The sequence below is a fragment of the Lentzea terrae genome (genome assembly GCF_003265345.1).
Classification (GTDB): Bacteria; Actinomycetota; Actinomycetes; order Mycobacteriales; family Pseudonocardiaceae; genus Lentzea; species Lentzea terrae.
Map to the genome: position 1 here is coordinate 540,563 of NZ_QFWW01000006.1, position 15,386 is coordinate 555,948.

A 15,386-nucleotide genomic window follows, 5' to 3' on the forward strand; every position below is an offset into this window, starting at 1 on the left:
TTTGGCGCCGGCGTGGACAGTCCCGGTCACCAACAAGTCGATCGGAGCAACAACGATGCGCATCCGCCACGCCGTCGCGGCGACCGCACTCTCGCTCGGACTGCTGTCCGGCATCACCGGCATCGCCCAGGCCGCACCGGAGGGTCCTGCCGAGCAGGAGACCGCCATCTCGCAGGTCGAGGCCGCGGCCGGATACGGCGGCTCGATCTCGCGCACCGAGGTCATGAAGCGGGCCAAGGACTGGTGGGACCGCAAGATCCCGTACAGCCAGAGCGCCTACGCCTACGACATCAACCGGGGCAAGAAGTACCGCACCGACTGCTCGGGCTTCGTCTCCATGGCGTGGAAGCTCACCACGAGCCGCAACACGTCCACTTTGGACGAGGTCGCGACGAAGATCTCGTGGGCGAACCTCAAGCCGGGCGACATGATCCTGCGCAACGGCCACGTGAAGCTGTTCGAGAAGTGGGCCAACTCGGCCCACACCTCCATGTGGATCTACGAGGAGGGCAGCACCGCGACCGACATGGACCACGAGACCGTGTCGCTCGCGACGCTGAAGGACGGTGGCTACGCGCCGTGGAAGTACAAGAAGATCACTGGCTGATCGCGAGGTGCCACTGAGCGCGCCAGCTGGGCACTTCTGCTGACTCACGGGTGCCCAGCCGCGCGAACAGTTCGGCAGCCTCCCCCCAGCAGCGGTCCACGTCTTCGAAAGCCCCCAGACAGGCGTGGACCGCTCCGAGGTCCCTGAGCGTCCGTGCCCGCCACAATGGCAGCCCCAGGGCAACAAAGGACGCCAGGGCCTCGGTCAACACGATCCGCGCGCCGGCGTGGTCGCCGGCCGCGAGCCGCAGCTCCCCAAGCGTGCGACGGACGAGCGCCTCGCCGAATCGGTCACCGACGTCGCGACAGCCGTCCCTCGCGGTGGCCAGCAGCTTCTCCGCCGGCTCGAACAAACCCTTGCGCAGCAACACCTTCGCCCACGCCTGGGCGGTGTAGCAGCCGAGCAGCTCGTCCCCGGTGCCCGCCACGATCTCGTAGGCGCGCACGATGTGCGCCTCGGCGAGGTCCAGCTCTCCCCTGGCGCGGTGCACGAGCCCGATCCCCCGCGCCGCCAGTGCTTCGCCTCTCCTGCTCTGCGCCGCGCGGTAGGTGGTCTCCGCGAGCGCGAGGGTGTTGAGCGCCGCCTCGTCGTCACCGAGTTCTCGTTTGATGGAGCCGATTCCGTAGAGCGCGTGGCCGACGCCCTCCGGATCGTGCGACTCCAGCAGCTCGCGGGCCCGTCCCAACGCTTCCAGCGCGCACGGGTACTCGCCCAGGTCGCGGCACACCATGCCGATGCCGTTCATCGCAACGGCTTCACCGCGCTTGTCACCCAGGTTCACGAACAGCGTCTGCGCGGTGTCGAACCACGACCGCGCCTCCGCGAGGTTGTCCCGCTTGTAGTGCATCTGGCCGAGGCTGCAGCGCAGCACCGCTTCCAGGCGCACGTTCCCCGTCTTCCACACGGCCTCCAGCGCCGCTGTGTGTGTTCGTTCCCAAGCGTCATAACGGTTTCTGAGCCCGAACCAGGCGAACACCAGCACCTCGGCGAGCTGCGACGCGATCTCCGCGAGCCCGAGCTCCGCCGCGCGTTCGACGAGCTTGATGAGGACGATCTCCTCGCGCGCGAACCACGCGTCCTTGTTCGCGGGGCGCGCCGCCGTGGCGACAATCCCCAGCGAGTCCTGCATGCGCGGCACCGCCAGGAAGAGCTGCTCGGTCCATCCATCCACAGTGGACAGCGCAGCGACCACCGCTCGGCGGACGAGGTCTTGGCGGTCCTGTTGGGGATCCTCGGCTTCCGCGAGCTCGCGGGCGTGCAGCCGCACCAGCTCGTGCATCCGGTACCGCGCGCTGCCGACGGCGTCGAGCAGCCGCGCGTCGACGAGCTCGTCGAGCACGTCCTCGTCGAGCAGCTGAGTCCACAGGAAGCTCGGCACCTCGGGCAGCCCGAGGAACCCGAAGGTCCGGTACGCCCTTCGGGTCTGCTCGTCCAGCGCCCGGTACGTGAGCTCCAGGCTCGACCGCACCGCCAGGTCGTCCGCGACCAGCTCGTCGAGCCGGCTGCGCTCGTCCGCGAGCCTCCTGACCAGCTTCGACACCGGCCAGTGCGCCCGTCCGGCAAGCCGCGCCCCGGTGATCCGCACCGCGAGCGGCAGGTACCCGCACAGCCGCGCGACCTCTTCTGCCTGGTCCGGTTCCGTCGCGATCCGGCCGTCGCCGAGGATCCGCTTCAGCAGGGTCACCGCCTCGTCGCTGCTCAGGACGTCGAGAGGGATGCGTTTCACGCCTTCGAGCCCGCACAACCGGCTCCGGCTCGTGATCAACGTCAGGCAGCCCGGACTGCCGGGCAGCAACGGCCGGACCTGCGACACGCTCGTGACGCCGTCCAGCACGATCACCACCCGCCGACCGCTGACCGTGGCCCGCCACAGCGCCGCGCGTTCCTCGGCCGACTCCGGAATCCGTTCGCTCGGCACGTCCATCGCGCGCAGCAACGAGTCCAACGCCCCCGACGGCGAGTGCAGGTCGACGAACAACTGCCCGTCCGGATACCGGTCGGCCAGCCGATGCGCCGCGTGCACGGCGAGGGCCGACTTGCCCACGCCCGCGGGCCCCTCGATCCACCAGACACCGCCGTCGCTGTCCAGCAGCCTGCTCAGTTCCCTGTGCCTGCCGGTGAAGTCGCCTGCGTCGCGCGGCAGGTAGTTGCGCCTGCTGTCCCGCGCCCCTTCCAGCACGTCGCGGTAGAGCTGCTGCAGCTGCTCGCCCGGCTCGACGCCCAGCTCGTCGATGAGCACCTTGCGCGTCTCCCGGAACACCCGCATCGCGTCGGCCCGGCGCCCGGCCCGCGCGAGCGCGGTCATGAGCTGTCCTCGCAGCCGTTCCGCCAGCGGGTACTCGCTGACGAAGATCCCGAGCGCGTCGATCAGCTCGGAGTGCCGCCCCAGCGCGAGCTCGACGTCGACCCACGTCTCCGCGGCCGCGAGCCGTTGCACGTCGAGCGTCTGCGCGAACACGACCGGCGTGCCACGCCAGAGCTTCAGGGCGCTGTTGAGCGTTTGTGCCTTGATCTTGAGGTCGGCTTCGTCCGCTGCCTGCGCGACCTTCTTCCGGAACAGGTGCAGGTCGACATCGTCCGGGTCGGCGTTGAGCACGTAGCCCGCCGCCCGGTGCTCGACGGGCAGCCCGGTCCTGCGCAGGCTGCTGATGTGCACCTGCAGCGACTTGCGGGCCTGAGGAGGCGGCTCCTCACCCCAGATCAGATCGATGAGCCGCTCGACGGGCACGATCTTCCCGCACTCGACCGCCAAGACCGCTAGGATCTGCGCGGGCTTCGGCGGCACTGACGGCTCGACCGGCCCGAGAATCCTGACCTCCACTGTGCCCCCACCAGTGTTGATGATTCACCAAGTTCTGCGCGACATCGCCAAACTCTGACGCAGTCCGGATCCCCAGGTTCCACTTTAAGGTGAAGGCCACTCGAATGGACGCAAAGTCGCTGCAACCAGCCGAGACTTTGGTCCGTCCCGCCCACTTTCAGTGGGCATGAATGTGAACTTTCGTTCCAGTTCTAGAGGCTTGCTTTGAGCCGTGCGAACTCCTCGGCGAGGGCCGGCAGCTGCCAGTGCGCGTTCAACCCGCTCGGATTGGGCAGCAGCCACACCCGTGCGCCGCCCACCAGTTCTTGTTGCGGCCCGACCTGCGCCTTCTTGCGGTTGAACGCCGCCCGGTACACCGTGACGCCCAGCACCGCGAGAACCCTCGGCGAATACCGCTCGACCTTTTCGGCGAGCTCTTGACCCCCGGCGCGCAATTCGTCAATTGTTAATTCGTCGGCTTTGGCGCTCGGTCGGGCGACCACGTTCGTGATGCCGAGGTCGAGGTCGAGGAGCTGGTCCTGCTCGGCCGGGGCGAACAGCCTCGGGGTGAAACCGGACAAATGGAGGGCGGGCCAGAACCTGTTTCCCGGACGCGCGAAGTGGTGGCCGGTCGCCTCCGACACGAGGCCGGGGTTGATGCCGCAGAAGAGCACGTCCAGGCCTGACTTGAGCACGTCGGGAATCACGCGATCAAGCCTACGGTGTTGCCGTGACCCCGATCCTCTTCCTCGACGTCGACGGCCCGCTGCTCCCGTTCGGCGAGGGCGTGGCGGGCGCACCCGGTCTCGCCCGCCTGGACCCGCTGCACGGGCCGTGGCTCGCCGCCCTGCCGTGTGAGCTCGTCTGGGCCACGACGTGGATGGACGACGCGAACGAGCACCTCGCACCGCTGCTCGATCTGCCGAAGCTGCGAGTGGCGACCTGGCCGGACGACGCGGCGACCGAGACCGCGGACATCCGCCACGGCCTGCATTGGAAGACCCGCGGCCTGGTCGCGCTCGCGGGAGACAGACCGTTCGCCTGGGTGGACGACGAGCTCACCGATGCGGACCGGGCCTGGGTCACCGAACACCACGACCGGGCCCTTCTGCACCGCGTCGACCCGCGCCACGGCCTGACCGACGCGGACTACCTCGAATTGGACGCCTGGCTCCGCACCGCCTAGGTGGTCGCGGGCACGCGCGGCCGAGGCGTCCACATCGTGTACCCGGCCCGCCGCGCGTCCTCCGGCGAGTGGAAGAACGCATCGCCCTTCATCCGCTTGTAGTAGGGCGACTCCGGCGTGTGGAACATCATCGTCCGCGAGTTGGCCTTGATCGCGGGCGGCAGCACCACCGGCTCCTCCATGATCGACAGCCGCGACTCGACCACCGGTGCCTCCGAAGCGCGGGTCCGCATGGTCAGCCACGTCAGCAGCACGCCCGCGAGGAACGCGCCCGCGCACAGCAGGAACATCTGGATGAAGAAGCCGAACAACGCAGAGCTCCTAGTCCGAAGTGAAGTCCTCGTCGACCCGCAGGCCGGGTGCGGCGGCGCGCAGGCCGTCGCTCAGCAGGCCCGCGCGTTCCGGGTCCGCGACGCGGGCCGACGCGCTGAAGTGTCCTTTGTGGACGACGCCGGTGAAGTCCGCGACGCCCTGGTCCAGCACCACCCCGAGCAACGAGGCAGCCACCGCAGGAGTTACGGGCATGCGTTCGCCGACGTTGGGGGTGATCATGTCGGTGATGCGGTGGGAGGCGGTCAGCCCGCGCACGGCGTCCACGATCTCCTGGCGCTCCCCAGCCGAAGCCGCGGTGCCGGCCAGGACGATCTCCGACGACCGCACCGCGAACACGAGGTGACCGGCCGCGATCTCGGGCTCGCCCCGGAACGCCGTGCCCACCGAGGCGAGCAGCATCGGCACGACTAGGGCGCCGACGAAGACGCGCTGCGGTAACTGCACGCGCCTGACCTATCTCATTCGGCCGATCGCATGCCACCACCTGGAGCAGAACCCCCAGGACAACACGCCCGAATTCACCCGTTCGTGGAGACGATCACGGGCTCGCCGAACGCCACGAGCCGCCAGTCCGAACGGACGAAAGCCGAGGGATCCAGGACGCCGGCGGCCTTGACCCAGTCGATCAGCAGCTGGCGGATCTCCTGCTGCTGGTTGTGCAGCACGGGCGCGGACGCGATGTGCGGGAAGTCGCCGCCACCGGCCTGCCGGTAGTTGTTCACGGCCACGGCGAACTCGAACGAGTCCGAAACCGGCACTCCGTCATAGGAGAGCCCGACGATCCGCGACCCCACCGGCTGAGCGATGTCGATGTCGTACCGCAACGGCGCGGTCAACCCGTAGGCGATGTCGAAGTTGTAGTCCGGCACATCAGCGGACACTTCAGCAGCTGCAAAAGGACCAGCCGAGGAAACCTGCCGGAAGTACCGCGCCGACTCCTCCAGGAAGTCCCGCAGCTGAGCCCCGGTCAGCCGCACCCCGAGCAGCGTGTTGTCGAAGATGTAGAGCCCGGCGACGTCCCGAATGGACACCTCACCGGCCGGGATCGCCGCCGAACGGTTGAACGGCGCACATAACGACAGCACGGGCAACGACGTCGACTTGGCAACCTCGAGAGCCTGCACGTGGTTGATGAACCCGAGAGCAGGCGTGTCCTCGAACCGTGAGCGCGCCGCGGACATCGCCGACAGGCACGTGCCGATCCGCCCGTTGACGTACGTGACGACCTTCTCGTGGTCGTGCCGCAGCAGCCGGACGATCCGCGGGTCCTCGGGAGCCGAAGCCGAGGACAACACCGAGGACCGCGACGACGTCACCGACCAGTGGCCGCCGTCGAACTCCAGGTCGAACTCCATCAGCGACAACCGCTTGCCCCAGAACAACGGCTCGGTCAGCAGCACCTGCCGCCCGGTCACCTTGTTCATGGCGAACCGCTGCGGGATCTCCACGTGCGCGTGCCCGACCAGCACGGCGTCGATCCCCGGCACGGTCTCCGCGACCAACTCCGCGCAGTTCTCCGGGAACGGCACCTGATCACCCAGTGAGGACGAGAGATCGGCGCCTGAATGAGCCGCCACGATCACCAGATCGGACTTCGCGCGCACCTCCGGCACCCAGTGCAAAGCCTGTTCGACGAGCCCGGGAAAGGTCAGCACCCCTTCCACGACAGCGCGGTCCCACACCGCGATCCCCGGATTGGTCAGCCCGAGGATCCCGACCCGCAACGGTGGCCCGCCCGTCCGCCACACCGTCTTCACGACGTACGGCGGAAAGGCGGGCCGGCCGGTGGCGACGTCGAGCGCGTTGGCCGCGAGCAGCGGGAAGTCCAGCTGCCGTTCGAACGTCCGCAGCACCTCGAGCCCGTAGTTGAACTCGTGGTTTCCCAGCGCCGCGGCCGTGTACCCGATGGCGTTCATCGCGGCCGCCATCGGGTGCACGTGCGAGCGCGTGATCGGCTCGACCTTCGCGTAGTAGTAGGCGAGCGGCGTGCCCTGGATGGTGTCACCGGCGTCGAGCAGCAACGTCCGGTGCCGCCCCACGGCGTCTCGGATCCCGGAGACCAGCGTGGAGATCTTCGCGAGCCCCACGTCGTCGTGCGCGTAGTCGTCGTACTCGCGGTCCCGGTAGTAGTCCCAGTTGAAGAGGTTGCCGTGCAGGTCGGTTGTGCCCATCACCGTCAGTGTGAACGTGCGCAGACCGCTCACCTCCGGTTGTGGTCGGGCCCTGAACTCGACCATAACCACTCACACTTGACCAAACACCCAGCTAACGGGTCGGAGGCGTCTGCCGGCCCTGCTGCCCGCGCTGACCAGGCTCGACAACGCTGGAAGCAACGGTCTTGCCGTCCTCTGTGGTAGCGATCACCGTCACGGTGTCACCCTGCTCGACGCCTTCCTTCACCGTGTCGGCGTCGATCACGTACGTCTTCGTGTAGCCATCGGTGGACTTCACCTCCAACGACGTGTCGCTGATCGACGTCACCTCACCTGTCTGGAACTCGCCGTGCGTGGCCGAGCCGGAGCCGAGCCCGAAACCAGGGCCGCGCATGCCGTTGCCACCGTCCGGCGGCGTTCCACCCATGCCACCGGGACCGCCCATGCCTGCGGTCTGCTGGTTCGTGCCGCTGGCCGCGTAGATCGCGACGCCTCCGGCCGCGGCGATGCCCACGGCGATGGCCGCGGCCGCGACGGTCTTCTTCGCGGTCCAGGCCGGGCGCTTTGCTTCGGGCTGGGGTGCGCCCCACTCCGGGGACGGCTGTTGTTCGGTCATGTCAGCCACCGTGACCACGCCGCCTGTGCCGAACCTGTGTCTGACGTAGGGCTGAGCTGTGCGCCGCGCTCACAGCTGGTACACAGGATCCGCGTTCACGATGGGAGCCATGCGCGCGATGAAGAGTGAACTCCGCAGGCCGGACGGGCAGCCGGTACGGGTGCTCGTGGTCGACGACGAGTCCACTCTGGCCGAGCTGATGACGATGGCGCTGCGGATGGAGAAGTGGGACGTCCGCACGGCTCTCGACGGTCAGACGGCGGTGCGGACCGCGCGCGAGTTCCGGCCGGACGTCGTCGTGCTCGACGTGATGCTGCCGGACTTCAACGGTTTCGAGGTGCTGCGCCGGATGCGCGCGGACTCCCCCGTGCTGCCGGTGTTGTTCCTGACCGCGAAGGACGCCGTGGAGGACCGCATCGCCGGCCTGACCGCGGGTGGCGACGACTACGTCACCAAACCGTTCTCGCTGGAGGAGGTCGTGCTGCGGCTGCGCGCGTTGCTGCGCCGCACCGGCGTGACCGACGCGGACGCCGGAGCCCGCCTGATCGTCGGCGACCTGTCGTTGAACGAAGAGACGCGCGAGGTCGAGCGCGGCGGCGTGGCGATCGACCTGACGGCGACGGAGTTCGAACTGCTGCGTTACCTGATGGCCAACCCGCGCCGCGTGCTCAGCAAGGCGCAGATCCTCGACCGGGTCTGGAGCTACGACTTCGGCGGTCAGGCGAACATCGTCGAGCTCTACATCTCCTACCTGCGCAAGAAGATCGACGCCGGGCGCGCTCCGATGATCCACACGATGCGAGGCGCGGGCTATGTCCTCAAGCCTGCGACCTAAGACCCTGCGGGCGCAGCTGGTCTCGGGCCAGATCGTCCTGCTGACGGCGCTGAGCCTGGTGATCGGCGGCATCGCGGTGCTCGCGCTGCACGGGTTCCTGCTGGGCAACCTCGACCAGCAGGTCACGAACCTCCGGCCACCACCGCCCGGCTCGCCGTACTCCTGGGGCCTCAACGCGATCATCGGGCGGGACGGCAGGATCGACGGCACCATCGAGCTGCCCGGCTGGCAGCAACCGCGCCCGCTCACCGAGGACGAGATCACCGCTCTCGAACGGGTGCCCGCGGGCCTGCACACGGTCGACCTGGGCGAGCCGGGCGAGTTCCGCGTGCTGACCGACCGGATGAGGGTCAAGGGTCTGCCCATGGCACCCGTCACGGACGTGGTGTGGCAGATGGTCTGGATCCTCGCCGGGCTCATCGTCGCGGGCGCGGCGGCGGTGGCGTTGGCAGGCAGGGTGATCGTGCGGCGCGCGCTGGTGCCGTTGGACCGGGTCGCCGAGACCGCGACGCGCGTCTCCGAACTCCCGTTGCACGAAGGAGAAGTCGCGCTCGCCGAGCGGGTGCCGGAGGAGGACACCGATCCGGCCACCGAGGTCGGCAAGGTCGGCCTCGCGCTGAACCGGATGCTCGGCCACATCGACGAGGCGCTGAAAGCCAGGCACGACAGCGAAACCAGGGTCCGGCAGTTCGTCGCCGACGCCTCGCACGAGCTCAGAACACCGCTCGCCGCGATCCGCGGTTACGCCGAGCTGACCCGGCGCTCGGCCGAGGACGTACCCCCGCAGATCGCGCACGCGATGGGCCGGGTCGAGTCCGAGGCGCTGCGGATGACGTCACTGGTCGAGGACCTGTTGCTGCTGGCCCGCCTCGACGCGGGCCGGCCGTTGGAGAGCAAGGACGTCGACCTCTCCCGGCTGGTGCTCGACGTCGTCGGCGACGCCAGGATCGCGGGCCAGGACCACAGCTGGAAGCTCGCGCTGCCGGAGGATCCCGTCGTCGTGTCCGGTGACGTGCAACGGCTGCACCAGGTGATCGGCAACCTGCTGTCCAACGCCCGCACGCACACCCCGCCGGGCACCACGGTCACCACCGGGCTGTCCGTCCACAACGGACGCGTCGACCTGACCGTCACCGACGACGGACCGGGCATCCCGCACGGCCTGGAGGTCTTCGAACGGTTCGCGCGCGGGGATTCCTCGCGCTCGCGGGCGGCGGGCAGCACCGGACTGGGGCTTTCGATCGTGGAGGCCGTGGTCGGCGCGCACGGCGGTGAGGTGTCCGTCGAGAGCGTGCCGGGCCGCACCACGTTCACGGTTTCCTTGCGCACAGGTGGTTCACAGCGAGAGCACACGACCGACCCAGGCTAGGCCGCGAGTCTCGTCCGCATGAGACGAGAACGCCTGGCTCTGGCGGTCCTGCTGATCGCGACCACGGTGCTGTACCTGTGGCGGCTCGGGGACTCGGGCTGGGCCAACGCCTACTACTCCGCCGCCGCGCAGGCCGGTGCGACGAGCTGGAAGGCGTGGTTCTTCGGCTCGTCGGACGCCTCGAACGCGATCACCGTGGACAAGACGCCCGCCTCGCTGTGGGTGATGGGCCTGTCCGCGCGGCTGTTCGGCGTCAACGCGTGGAGCATCCTGGTGCCGCAGGCGCTGATGGGCGTCGGCAGCGTGTGGCTGCTGTACGCGACGGTGCGCCGCTGGTTCTCCCCCGCCGCCGCGTTGATCTCCGGTGCTGTGCTCGCGCTGACGCCGGTCGCGGTGCTGATGTTCCGCTTCAACAACCCGGACGCGTTGCTGGTGCTGCTGTTGATCGCGGGCGCCTACTGCGTGACCCGCGCGGTGGAGAGCGCCAGCCCGTTCTGGCTCGCCCTCGCCGGGGTGGCGGTCGGGTTCGGGTTCCTGACGAAGATGCTGCAAGCCTTCTTGGTCCTGCCCGCGTTCGCCTTGGTGTACCTGCTGGCTGCGCCGACATCGGTGGGCAAACGCTTGCTGCACCTGTTCGGCGCGTTGGGCGCCATGATCGTCGCGGGCGGCTGGTGGATCGTCGCCGTCGAGCTGACGCCAGACCGGCCGTTCATCGGCGGCTCGCAGTCGAACAGCGTGCTGGAGCTGACGCTGGGCTACAACGGGCTCGGCCGGCTCACCGGTGACGAGGTCGGCAGCGTCGGCGGTGGCCGCGGCTGGGGCACACCCGGCTGGAGCCGCCTGCTGGGCGAGGAGATGGGCAGTCAGATCGCCTGGCTGCTGCCCGCCGCGCTGGTGTTGCTGATCGCCGGGCTGTGGCTGACGAAGGGCCGTGCCCGCACCGCGCTCGGGTTGTGGGGCGGCTGGCTCGTCGTCACCGCCGGGGTCTTCAGCTTCATGAACGGGATCATCCACTCCTACTACACCGTGGCACTGGCTCCGGCGATCGCCGCGATCATCGGCATCGCCGCCGTGGAGCTCTGGAACTACCGGCACGAACCCGTTGCGGCAGCAGTGCTTTCCGGCTCGGTCGCGTTGAGCGCACTGCAGTGCTACGTGCTGATCAACGCCTTCTCCACGCCCGTTGCCGTGCTCGTGCTGATGGCCGGGCTGATCGCAGCCGTCGGGCTCGTGCTGTCGATGCGCTGGGCCATCCCGGTCGCACTCGTCGCCGCGCTGCTCGGCCCGACCACCTACTCCTTCGCGACGGTCACCACCCCGCACACCGGCGCTATCCCCGTCGCGGGCCCGTCGAGCGGGCGGATGGGCGGTGGAGGTGGGCTGCTGGGCTCGACCACGCCGAGCATCGAAGTCGTGACCCTCTTGCAGGACAACGCTGATCAGTACAAGTGGGTCGCTGCGACCATCGGGTCCAACAACGCGGCCGGACTGCAGCTCGCCAGCGGAGAACCGGTGATGGCGCTCGGCGGGTTCAACGGCACGGATCCCGCGCCGACCCTGGCCGAGTTCCGGGAGATAGTCCGAAGTGGACAGATCCACTACTACGCCGCGGCCGGTCGGATGATGCAGGGCGACACCGGCAGCGACGACGCCCACGAGATCGCGGAGTGGGTGGCGCAGAACTACACCGCGACCACTGTCAGCGGTACCACCCTCTACCGACTGGACGGGTCATGACCGCCATGCAGCGGAACACGTTGCACCGCATCGCGTTCCTCGGCCTGTTGGCCGGAACCGCGGTGCTGTACCTGTGGAACCTCACCGCGACGGGCTACGGCAACGACTTCTACGCCGCGGCCACCCAGGCTGCTTCGCAGAGCTGGAAGGCGTTGCTGTTCGGCTCGCTCGACCCCGGCAACACGATCACGGTCGACAAGCCGCCCGCGTTCCTGTGGGTGAGCGGCCTGTTCGCCAAGGTATTCGGGTTCTCCAGCTGGACCGTGCTCGCCCCACAGGCGCTGGAAGGTGTTGCGACGGTGGGATTGCTGTACGCGACGGTCAAGCGCACGTCCGGTCCGGGTGCCGCGTTGTTCGCCGGTGCGGCCTTCGCGCTGACTCCCGTGGCCACGCTGATGTTCCGGTTCAACCTGCCGGACGCGTTGCTGGTGCTGCTGATGGTCGCGGCCGCGTACTGCACGGTGCGAGCGTTGGAGAAGGCGTGCCCGTGGTGGCTGGCGCTCGCGGGCACGGCGATCGGTTTCGCGTTCCTCACCAAGATGCTGCAGGGTTTCCTGGTGCTGCCCGCGCTGGCGCTGGCCTACCTGGTCGCCGCACCGACTTCGGTGCTGAAGCGGCTCCTGCACCTGCTGGGCGCCGGTGTCGCCGTGATCGTGTCGGCCGGGTGGTTCATCGCGTTGGTCGCGCTGTGGCCAGCGGACAGCCGCCCGTACATCGGCGGGTCCACCAACAACTCGTTGTGGGAGCTGGCGATCGGCTACAACGGTCTCGGTCGCATCTTCGGCAGCTCCGGTGGCGGTGCCATGGGCGGGAACATCGGTTTCGGCGGCGAGACGGGCATCGGCCGGTTGTTCGGCGTCAGCATGGGCCCGGAGATCTCCTGGCTGCTGCCCGCCGCGTTGATCGGCCTCGGCACCGGGCTGTGGTTCCTGCGCCGCGCGCCGCGCACCGACCGCACTCGTGCGGCGCTGATCGTGTGGGGTGGCTGGACGCTCGTCACGGGTGTGGTGTTCAGCTTCATGAGCGGCACAACGCACCCCTACTACACGGTCGCGCTAGCGCCTTCGATCGCCGCTCTCGTGGGAATTGTGGGACGTGAGCTGTGGCGTGGGCGGACGCACTTCCCGGTGCGGATTGCGTTGATGGCGATGGTCGCGGCGACCGATGTCTGGGGCTTCATCCTGCTCGACCGCACGCCGGACTGGATGCCGTGGCTGCGTTGGGTCGTGCTGGCGGTCACCGTGATCGCCGTGCTGGCGCTGGTGTTCGGCGTCAACGGACGCCGCTGGCTGGCTGCCGTGCTCGTGGCGGCGGCGTTGCTCGGCACGTCCGGCTACGCGTTCGCGACCGCGGCCACCACGCACAGCGGCTCGATCCCGTTGTCCGGGCCACGCACGCAGCAAGGCGGCGGAATGCGGGAAGGCACCTCGTCGAGCGAGGTCGTGCAGTTGTTGAAGGGCACGGACACCGAGTGGGCGGCCGCGACGGTCGGGGCCCAGAGCGCGGCGTCGTTGCAGCTGGCGTGCGGCCGGTCGGTGATCGCGATCGGTGGCTGGAACGGCAGCGATCCCGCGCCGACGCTGGACGAGTTCAAGGCGCTCGTGGCCGAGGGCAAGGTGCACTACTTCGTCGCCGGCGGACGAGGAGGGCCCAGCGGTGGCAACAGCGAGATCGGTGAGTGGGTCGCGGCGAACTTCAAGTCCGTCACCGCGGGCGGCGAGACGATCTACGACCTGACTGCGGGTGCGTGACCTCCGGGGTCGGCACTGGGAACGACGGGTGCCTCCACGGGTATCCCGTCGTTCCACAGCAACGGCAGCAGGTCCGCACCTCGCCGCCACAGCCACGGAATACCCTTCACCAGCAACCACGCGACGTGGTGCCACACCGTGAGCTCGCGCCCGCCAGAGCACTCCAGGCTGACCTCGCCCACCGCGTGCCCGACCGCGCGCAACTCCGCGGCGAACGCCCGCGCGAGCATCCGGTGGCCGCGTTCGGACGGGTGCAGCCGGTCGACGGCCCACGTCTCCAGCTCGTACGCGCCGGGCAACGTGTGGAGGTCGACGCACCGCACGCCGTGCCGTGCGACCACGACGTCGACCACGCGGTTGTACTCGTCGATGCGGTCCTTCAGCACCCGCCGCAACCGGCCGGGCAGCTTGAACACGCGGCCCTGGTCGTGGAACCGCACGGTGACGACCGAGACTCCGGCAGCGGTCAGCTCGCGGCAGATGTGGTCGAGGTCCTCGTGCATCCGCCGCACCGAGAAGTCGGACCGGAGTGTGTCGTTGACGCCCGCGATGACGACGGCGGCACTGGGCCTGTCACGCAACGCCCGCGGCAGCTGGGTGCGTCGGACGTCGGCCAGCCGCGCCCCGGAGACGGCGTAGTTGCGGTAGCCGTCGGCCGGGTAGGCGGCCGAGAGGATCGGGCCGAAGCCGCGCCAGCCGCCGGGCACGAGGTCGCCGATACCGACCGCTGTCGAGTCACCGAGTAGCACCAGCACACAGGCCAGGATCAGCGTGCCCGGTGATCTCGGAATGACCGTGCGGGAACCGTTCAGCGAAATGCTGGGTAAAGAGGAAGTTCGAGCACCTCAGGACCGTAGCGGTCGGCCAGTGCGCCGATCACCGCGTCGGCGTGCGAGGCCACCGTCTTCTCGCCCAGGATCAACGCGTCGCCCCGCAGCCGCATCCACCGGCCGGTCAGCACGACACTGCGCGGTGGCGCGTTGTCGACGCTCGGCATCGGCTTGGAGAGCGCACGCCACGTCGCGAGCCACACCCACAGCAGCTGGGCCTCCAGCAGCCGCGGTAAGAGCACCGCGTCGTCGTCCATCTCCGGCCACACCGAACCGACCTCGGCCCGCCATGCGGCGACCATGGCCTCGGACATGCCCGGCGGCAGGCCCCACCCGCACCAGCAGGACGGGAACGGCACGCGCAGCGCGGCGGCGTCGAACACGATGTCACGGACGCAGCCGCCCTCGAAGTCGACGAACCGGACACCGCGCGAGGTGACCAGGTGGTTGTCCGGACAGGACGTCGACGGACTGAACGCGCGCCGCCGGGACGTGCTGAACGCGCGGGCGGCCTCGGCCGCGAACTCGGTCGCCTGCGGGGACGTCGCAACGCCCAACGTGGACTCGAGCAGCGCCGGTAACCCCGCGATGGCCGCGTGCACGTCGACCGCGATCGGGTCCTGGCAGCACTGCGCACCGGCCCGGCGCATCAACGCGTCGAAGTCGGCGTCACGACCGGCCGTCGTGGCGTGCAGGCGGCCCATGGCGTGCGCCCACGAGAGCAGTCCGCGTTCCGCCGCGCGCGCGTCCTTCGCGTGCAGCTTCTCGGACAGCCTCGGCGCCCGGCCCAGGTCCTCCAGCACGACCAGGCGCGACGTCGCGTCGTGCGCGAAAAGCTCTGGTGTGGCGCGCTCCTCGGCCGGCAACGCGGTGAGCAGCTGGTGGCTGACGGCCTCGTGCGCCCACGGGTCGCGGTCGCCGGACGCAGCCGGATAGCGCTTCACCACGAGCGTGCGAGGCATCGAGAACGGCGAGGAGGCGACTCTCACCCGGATCACGACGGAACGACCGGTACCCCCGAGAGCCTCGGGGTCCGCGAGACGCACCTGCGCGCCCAAACGCCTGGTCAGTACCCGCTCGGCCGCGTCGACAGCTTCAGCGATCTCAGGTGAAGTCGTGTCGGGAGGGCCCGCGGTGATCTCCACGCTCATCCCCTCCGACCCTACTCC

14 protein-coding genes are annotated in these 15,386 nt (G+C 69.2%); 6 read left to right on the top strand and 8 right to left on the bottom strand.

Features of this window, described 5'->3' with window-relative positions; all coding sequences use genetic code 11:
• Positions 1 to 55: 55 nt before the first annotated feature.
• On the top strand, positions 56 to 607 hold the full coding sequence (locus DI276_RS11645; RefSeq protein ID WP_112263264.1) for an NlpC/P60 family protein: 552 nt from the start codon (positions 56 to 58) through the stop codon (positions 605 to 607).
• On the opposite strand, the gene DI276_RS11650 is transcribed toward DI276_RS11645, so the two are convergent.
• Together DI276_RS11650 and mug are read right to left on the bottom strand one after the other, a co-directional pair.
• The gene (locus DI276_RS11650; RefSeq protein WP_112263265.1) at positions 597 to 3,428 is read right to left on the bottom strand and encodes an AfsR/SARP family transcriptional regulator; all 2,832 of its coding nucleotides are present in this window, start codon (positions 3,426 to 3,428) and stop codon (positions 597 to 599) included. The two genes, DI276_RS11645 and DI276_RS11650, sit on opposite strands and share 11 nt — an antisense overlap.
• Before the next feature lie 191 nt (positions 3,429 to 3,619).
• Positions 3,620 to 4,114 carry a G/U mismatch-specific DNA glycosylase gene (mug, locus tag DI276_RS11655; protein ID WP_198680571.1) on the bottom strand — a complete coding sequence of 165 codons (495 nt, stop codon included), beginning with the start codon at positions 4,112 to 4,114 and terminating at the stop codon, positions 3,620 to 3,622.
• A gap of 23 nt (positions 4,115 to 4,137) precedes the next feature.
• Between mug and DI276_RS11660 the strand changes: the two genes are divergently transcribed.
• Positions 4,138 to 4,593: an HAD domain-containing protein gene (locus DI276_RS11660; protein WP_112263266.1), complete on the top strand. Its 456-nt coding sequence runs from the start codon at positions 4,138 to 4,140 to the stop codon at positions 4,591 to 4,593.
• Here DI276_RS11660 and DI276_RS11665 read toward each other — a convergent pair.
• The 4 genes from DI276_RS11665 to DI276_RS11680 all read right to left on the bottom strand — a co-directional run bounded on the left by DI276_RS11665 (position 4,590) and on the right by DI276_RS11680 (position 7,695).
• A complete protein-coding gene (locus DI276_RS11665; protein ID WP_112263267.1) occupies positions 4,590 to 4,904 on the bottom strand; it encodes a sunset domain-containing protein in 315 nt (104 codons plus the stop codon). The genes DI276_RS11660 and DI276_RS11665 overlap by 4 nt on opposite strands.
• Before the next feature lie 10 nt (positions 4,905 to 4,914).
• On the bottom strand, positions 4,915 to 5,370 hold the full coding sequence (locus DI276_RS11670) for a hypothetical protein (protein WP_112263268.1): 456 nt from the start codon (positions 5,368 to 5,370) through the stop codon (positions 4,915 to 4,917).
• A gap of 74 nt (positions 5,371 to 5,444) precedes the next feature.
• On the bottom strand, positions 5,445 to 7,097 hold the full coding sequence (locus DI276_RS11675) for a bifunctional metallophosphatase/5'-nucleotidase (RefSeq protein WP_232836583.1): 1,653 nt from the start codon (positions 7,095 to 7,097) through the stop codon (positions 5,445 to 5,447).
• Positions 7,098 to 7,191: 94 nt separating this feature from the next.
• On the bottom strand, positions 7,192 to 7,695 hold the full coding sequence (locus DI276_RS11680; RefSeq protein ID WP_157984658.1) for a hypothetical protein: 504 nt from the start codon (positions 7,693 to 7,695) through the stop codon (positions 7,192 to 7,194).
• A gap of 109 nt (positions 7,696 to 7,804) precedes the next feature.
• Here DI276_RS11680 and DI276_RS11685 point away from each other — a divergent pair, with 109 nt between their 5' ends.
• The 4 genes from DI276_RS11685 to DI276_RS11700 are packed head-to-tail and all read left to right on the top strand — an operon-like array spanning position 7,805 to position 13,387.
• Positions 7,805 to 8,530 (top strand): response regulator transcription factor, encoded by a 726-nt coding sequence (locus DI276_RS11685; RefSeq protein WP_269814250.1) that lies wholly within the window; start codon positions 7,805 to 7,807, stop codon positions 8,528 to 8,530.
• Entirely contained in the window at positions 8,508 to 9,899 is a 1,392-nt protein-coding gene (locus DI276_RS11690) for a sensor histidine kinase (RefSeq protein WP_112263272.1), read from the top strand. Before DI276_RS11685 ends, DI276_RS11690 begins: the two co-directional genes overlap by 23 nt.
• 18 nt (positions 9,900 to 9,917) lie before the next feature.
• The gene (locus DI276_RS11695) at positions 9,918 to 11,636 is read left to right on the top strand and encodes an ArnT family glycosyltransferase (RefSeq protein ID WP_112263273.1); all 1,719 of its coding nucleotides are present in this window, start codon (positions 9,918 to 9,920) and stop codon (positions 11,634 to 11,636) included.
• Positions 11,633 to 13,387: a glycosyltransferase family 39 protein gene (locus DI276_RS11700; protein ID WP_112263274.1), complete on the top strand. Its 1,755-nt coding sequence runs from the start codon at positions 11,633 to 11,635 to the stop codon at positions 13,385 to 13,387. The genes DI276_RS11695 and DI276_RS11700 overlap by 4 nt, the downstream gene beginning before the upstream one ends.
• Here the strand turns inward: DI276_RS11700 and DI276_RS11705 are convergent.
• Positions 13,363 to 14,142: an SGNH/GDSL hydrolase family protein gene (locus tag DI276_RS11705; RefSeq protein WP_232836584.1), complete on the bottom strand. Its 780-nt coding sequence runs from the start codon at positions 14,140 to 14,142 to the stop codon at positions 13,363 to 13,365. The two genes, DI276_RS11700 and DI276_RS11705, sit on opposite strands and share 25 nt — an antisense overlap.
• Before the next feature lie 53 nt (positions 14,143 to 14,195).
• A complete protein-coding gene (locus DI276_RS11710) occupies positions 14,196 to 15,368 on the bottom strand; it encodes a hypothetical protein (protein WP_112263276.1) in 1,173 nt (390 codons plus the stop codon).
• Positions 15,369 to 15,386: the final 18 nt, after the last annotated feature.

Excerpts from the sequence above, each read along its gene's own strand:
- DI276_RS11645 (WP_112263264.1), top strand. The coding sequence starts at position 56 with ATGCGCATCCGCCACGCCGTCGCGGCGACCGCACTCTCGCTCGGACTG.
- DI276_RS11675 (WP_232836583.1), bottom strand. The coding sequence starts at position 7,097 with ATGGGCACAACCGACCTGCACGGCAACCTCTTCAACTGGGACTACTAC.
- DI276_RS11680 (WP_157984658.1), bottom strand. The coding sequence starts at position 7,695 with ATGACCGAACAACAGCCGTCCCCGGAGTGGGGCGCACCCCAGCCCGAA.
- DI276_RS11685 (WP_269814250.1), top strand. The coding sequence starts at position 7,805 with ATGCGCGCGATGAAGAGTGAACTCCGCAGGCCGGACGGGCAGCCGGTA.
- DI276_RS11690 (WP_112263272.1), top strand. The coding sequence starts at position 8,508 with ATGTCCTCAAGCCTGCGACCTAAGACCCTGCGGGCGCAGCTGGTCTCG.
- DI276_RS11695 (WP_112263273.1), top strand. The coding sequence starts at position 9,918 with ATGAGACGAGAACGCCTGGCTCTGGCGGTCCTGCTGATCGCGACCACG.
- DI276_RS11700 (WP_112263274.1), top strand. The coding sequence starts at position 11,633 with ATGACCGCCATGCAGCGGAACACGTTGCACCGCATCGCGTTCCTCGGC.
- DI276_RS11710 (WP_112263276.1), bottom strand. The coding sequence starts at position 15,368 with ATGAGCGTGGAGATCACCGCGGGCCCTCCCGACACGACTTCACCTGAG.